A 4506-nucleotide genomic window follows, 5' to 3' on the forward strand; every position below is an offset into this window, starting at 1 on the left:
ACATGGATCTAACAACAATCCTCAGCCAAATAGATGCTCAGATTGCCGCTCTTCAACAGGCAAAGGCGCTCCTGACCAGTGCCTCCACATCCAGAAAAGTAGGCCGTCCTGCGAAAGCCGCTTCGCCTATAGTCAAGCGGACAAGGAAGCCTCTCAGTGCTGAGGCCAAGGCACGTATCGCAGCTGCACAGAAAAAGCGTTGGGCGAAGGCGAAGAAGGCTGGTCCAGCGAAGGCTGCGTTCGCGAAGACTGCCTGAGGTGTCAGTCCTGCCGCTCGGAACTCATGCAAAAACGATGAGGCATTGTTCCCTTAAAACGGTTTTGGGAAGTTGCCGAAAACCCGACATTGCGGCCATAACGGGATAACTTCCGAATTGCCCGTTAAAGGATTTTTAACGAATCACGGCCAACTCTCATCATCAATATCGCGGTTGACGATATAAGCAAGCTACGGCGAGTCGATGTGTTTCGCGTGCTTGACAACTGCTCCGACGACGAGCTGAAGGCGACAGCAGAGCATATCAAGACACACAGACCTGATCTCGCGATTGAGGCTACAAGCTCTCTACGTGACACTAGTGCTGAACGGCAGCGGTTGGAGGAAAGATCGGCGGCCCCAACATCTCCATCCCGTATCTGTTCATGATTTGTTCCATCTGTGCAGGACTCGCCTTGTCCATCATGCCCTTTCCAGCTGCGTCGAAGAAGTTTTCAAATCCGCCGGGCTGACACAGAAGGATTACTCTGCCCTCGGTTGTACTTGTGTTGGCCCAGACGTGCGGAATATCCCGTGGTGCCCAGATACTTCCGCCAACAGGCAATGTATATTTCACATCGCCCACTTCGAACAGATATTCACCGGCCAGAACGTAGTACCACTCGTCCTCACGGTGATGGATATGTCTCGGAGGTCCCCCTCGATGTGGTGTACTCAACTCAAACAACGAACACGTACCGAGGCTGTCCTCGTTGGTAAGCTTGCACGCCGCCCCACTTCGCATTTCGGGAAAGGTATAGGCGAATCGGTTCTCGCCTGGCTTTGTGACAACGTCTTTGCGAAATCCCAGCGGCTGTGCAGGCAACAAGGACGTGATCGAAGCGATACCAAAGGCATGGAGCGCAGTACGGCGACTCAGAATCGGCATTCAGACACCTCTCGTTTTCATTACCTATGCTGGACTTTATCGCTTCTCTTGTGACGTCAGAGACCCGACACTTACCGTGCATCCAATGCAAGTTGCTGGCGCCTCCGCTTCGATTCGTGCGATCTGATCCTCAACATGCTTCGCCTCCTGCTTCCGGTGGGCTGCCTTGAGACTCGTTCTTTGCGCCCGGAGGACTACCAGTTGCAGGGTGACGAAGTATGGGCGGGGCAGGTCAGTTCGCGACTGCACAAGGCGCAGCGCCTCATTCATCGCCTGTTCGCCGTCTGCCTGCAGCCCGGCTTTCATTTGAATCTGTCCTTGAACCAGCCAGATTGAGATCATCTCGATCGAATTTTCCTGAAATCTGTTGAGAGCCAGAGAATGGGCCTGTGATACATCATCCAGCGCGGAGCGGCACCCTCCCTGACCGCAGATAGCACGACCGCGTGTTAGATAAGCCATAGAGATGTCACTGAGATCGGGCTTCGGTACAGACTCGAAAGCTTTGAGAGCAGCGGTCGATTCGATCTCGGCATCTCGATACTTGTGTTCTGCGAGTAGCTCCGAGCCGAGCGAGACGTGGAGGTGTGCAATATTGGCTTCGTCGTTCAACGTCCGGTAGATGTCCAGCGACTTCGTCGTCCGCCGGTTCGTTTTATCTGGCACCTCGCTTACCGCCGTATGCAGCGGCTCAGGCTCCGCAGAAACAGACGCGGCAGCCACCGGCGGCATCACCTCCGGTACGACCTCCCCGATAAACCGGTACCCCTGCTTCGGCAAAGTGTTCGTGTGGTCGGGGGTGGCTGCTGCTCTGGTGGTTGGGGGTGGGGTATGGTATCGATAAACTTCGGATTCGAAGCGCTGTCATTCAACACCAAGCGAATCTGCCGGACACAGAAGTTCAAACTCTGGTCCAGATCTACATTCACCCCATTCCCCCAGACGTAGTCGCCCAGCTCCTCCCGCGTCACCACCTCCGGAGCCCGCGTCACCAGCAGTTCCAGCACCCGCAACGGCTGCGGCTGAATCTTCAGCGGAACTGCCCCGCGCGACAGCACGCCGCGCTTCGGGTCAAGCTCATAGACCCCGAATCGGATAACGCCACCACTCGATTCGCGATGATTAGCCTCAGGCATCGGAGCACAATTATAGGTCGCCGCAACGTTCGCCCACGCGATCGGCTTAACCGACGCCTTCCAAGGCGGTGAATGTGGTTATCCCTTTGCCGGAGGGAGAGACCAATGCTGACTCGGTGCGCGTGGTCGGTTCTGTTTCGGTGGCACCGGATGGGGGCTCCATTGCAATTCCAATAAGGACGGGCGATGTGAGCCATCTCTATCTTCGCCGTCTCGACTCAAACCGACTTGTTCGATTGGAAGGGGCCAGATACGCCTTTTCGCCGTTCTGGTCGCCTGACAGCCAACACATCGCATTCGCCGCGGAAGCAAAGCTCAAACGCATGCCGGCCGTGGGGGGCAGTCCGATGGTGCTTTGCGATGCTGTGGATGCACGCGGGGGCTCGTGGAGCCGCAACGGAGACATCCTCTTTGGCACCGCCTACCAGTCCGTGTTTCACGTTTCCGCTTCGGGGGGGCAAGCGACTCCTGTGACCCAAGTGGACAGGGCCGGCGGCGAGAATTCGCATTGGTTTCCGCTCTTCCTGCCGGATGGGAATCGGTTTCTTTACGACGTCAAGGCGGATGATCCGGAGAAGAGAGGGGTGTATCTGGAATCGCTGGATCATCGACAACCCAAGCGTCGTCTGGTGGTGGCCGACGGCCCCTTCACTGTGGCTCTCGACCCGGAGAAGAAGATCTACTGCCTTCTGAGCCAGCAGACGGGGAAGATCGCCGCGCAGATCTTCGACGTCCATCGTGGAGAGCTATCGGGGCCGTCGCGTATTTTGCTGGAGCGGCCGGGGATGCTCAGCGTCTCGGATACCGGAGTCCTGGTGATACGAAAGTTTGGTCAGGATCTGTCACGGCTGGTGTGGCGGGACCGGACCGGGCGTGAGGTGGGAGTGTTGGGAGGTCCGGCCGACTACGAGGGCATTCACCTCTCTCAGGATGACCAGTTTGTGGCGGTCACCAAGCAGGACCAGGTCAGTGGACAATCGAAGATATGGATTGCTTCGCTGCCGGATGGGAAGCTGGAACCGTTGTCGGATTCAAATCGGGCTACGAACCCGACGTGGTCGGTTGATAGCGGCACGGTTTACTACAACGACAATCGGCGGGGAGTGCTGCTACGGCGCCGTGTGTCTCCGCAAGGAGCGGAAGAGGTGGTGATGGAGACGGGTGTGGCGCCGCGAACACGTGTTGGCGATATCTCCCGGGATGGGCGTTATGCGGTGGCGGAACTGATTGCGGATGCCGCGCACTCGGAGGCGGTTTGGACGGATCTAAAGGATGGGAGCAATAGTGGACCGCAGTGGCACTCGATCGATGCGCACGGGAAGGAAGGGATGCTGCCGAGTTTTTCCCCGGATGGAAGATGGCTGGCGTTCTCTTCGATGCAGACGGGAGATCCGGAGATTTATGTGATGGATTTTCCGGGAGGCTCGCAGCGCGTGCGGGTTTCGACAGATGGAGGATTCAAGCCGAGGTGGCGGCGTGACGGCAAGGAGCTGTTCTATCTTGCCGATGACGGAAGCATGATGGCGGCGAAGATGGCTGTCATTAACGGATGGATGACAGCCGAGCCAAAGCGCCTCTTTGATGCGAATCTGAAGCTACACACGAACTACGATGCGAACTATGCGGTGAGCAGCGATGGGCAACGGTTTCTGGGGATTGCGCGCGAGAGCTCTTCGAGAGATGTCGATATTCAGATGGTGCTGAACTGGCCTAGCCTGTTGCTGTAGGCGGACGGCCAGTTTGCACGATCGGCACTAATAAGTCGGCTACGCGGTAGTAGCTAAGAGATTGCAGTCGTTTGCTCCCTGAAACGGGGTTATAGGTAAGTTCGATCTGAGCCCCGGGCTGCCGCCGCTGCTCTTTGGCCTAAACCCAACATTGACACTGGTGGCGAATTATCTTTTGTGAATTGAATCGTTTGCGCTGGATGGCGACTTTAAACTGCGAAAGATCAGGACCTCGTCCAGCACAGCCGTCTAGGGACGCCTTCGCTGAGTGCGTTGGCGATTTGGCATGAACCGACCCGAAAGACCAGCCACCTATCTGCCCGGCTGGCCGACCAGCCTCAGTTTTGCTTGTAATGAAGCGGATCGCGCGCATAAGCCCGGTCGATGGCGATTGCAATTCTGCTCATTCCCGGCGCAAGAGTAAGATCGAACGTTCGCTGGACGTCGTCCTTGTATGACGAGGCGTTTTCGCCTTCCAAGGTAATGTGCTGCGTCAAT

Annotated in this window: 4 protein-coding genes and 1 pseudogene; 2 read left to right on the forward strand and 3 right to left on the reverse strand. The window is 56.9% G+C overall.

Features of this window, described 5'->3' with window-relative positions; all coding sequences use genetic code 11:
- Nucleotides 1-257, forward strand: a pseudogene (locus Q363_RS43445) (hypothetical protein); the annotation flags it as partial.
- Between the two features lie 318 nt (nucleotides 258-575).
- Here the strand turns inward: Q363_RS43445 and Q363_RS30715 are convergent.
- From Q363_RS30715 to Q363_RS30725, 3 genes are read right to left on the reverse strand one after another with little or no spacing between them, the layout of a single operon-like run.
- Nucleotides 576-1145 (reverse strand): cupin domain-containing protein, encoded by a 570-nt coding sequence (locus Q363_RS30715; RefSeq protein ID WP_051979579.1) that lies wholly within the window; start codon nucleotides 1143-1145, stop codon nucleotides 576-578.
- A gap of 36 nt (nucleotides 1146-1181) precedes the next feature.
- Complete coding sequence (locus Q363_RS30720) at nucleotides 1182-1925, reverse strand: hypothetical protein (protein WP_169747201.1); 744 nt, start codon at nucleotides 1923-1925, stop codon at nucleotides 1182-1184.
- The gene (locus tag Q363_RS30725) at nucleotides 1877-2281 is read right to left on the reverse strand and encodes a winged helix-turn-helix domain-containing protein (RefSeq protein ID WP_035358370.1); all 405 of its coding nucleotides are present in this window, start codon (nucleotides 2279-2281) and stop codon (nucleotides 1877-1879) included. Before Q363_RS30725 ends, Q363_RS30720 begins: the two co-directional genes overlap by 49 nt.
- 188 nt (nucleotides 2282-2469) lie before the next feature.
- On the opposite strand from Q363_RS30725, the gene Q363_RS30730 reads away from it, so the two are divergent.
- Nucleotides 2470-4008: a TolB family protein gene (locus Q363_RS30730; RefSeq protein WP_169747202.1), complete on the forward strand. Its 1539-nt coding sequence runs from the start codon at nucleotides 2470-2472 to the stop codon at nucleotides 4006-4008.
- Nucleotides 4009-4506: the final 498 nt, after the last annotated feature.

It is taken from the genome of Edaphobacter aggregans DSM 19364 (assembly GCF_000745965.1).
GTDB lineage: Bacteria > Acidobacteriota > Terriglobia > Terriglobales > Acidobacteriaceae > Edaphobacter > Edaphobacter aggregans.

Coding starts and splice junctions, on each gene's coding strand:
- Q363_RS30715 (WP_051979579.1), bottom strand. CDS start 1,145: ATGCCGATTCTGAGTCGCCGTACTGCGCTCCATGCCTTTGGTATCGCT.
- Q363_RS30725 (WP_035358370.1), bottom strand. CDS start 2,281: ATGCCTGAGGCTAATCATCGCGAATCGAGTGGTGGCGTTATCCGATTC.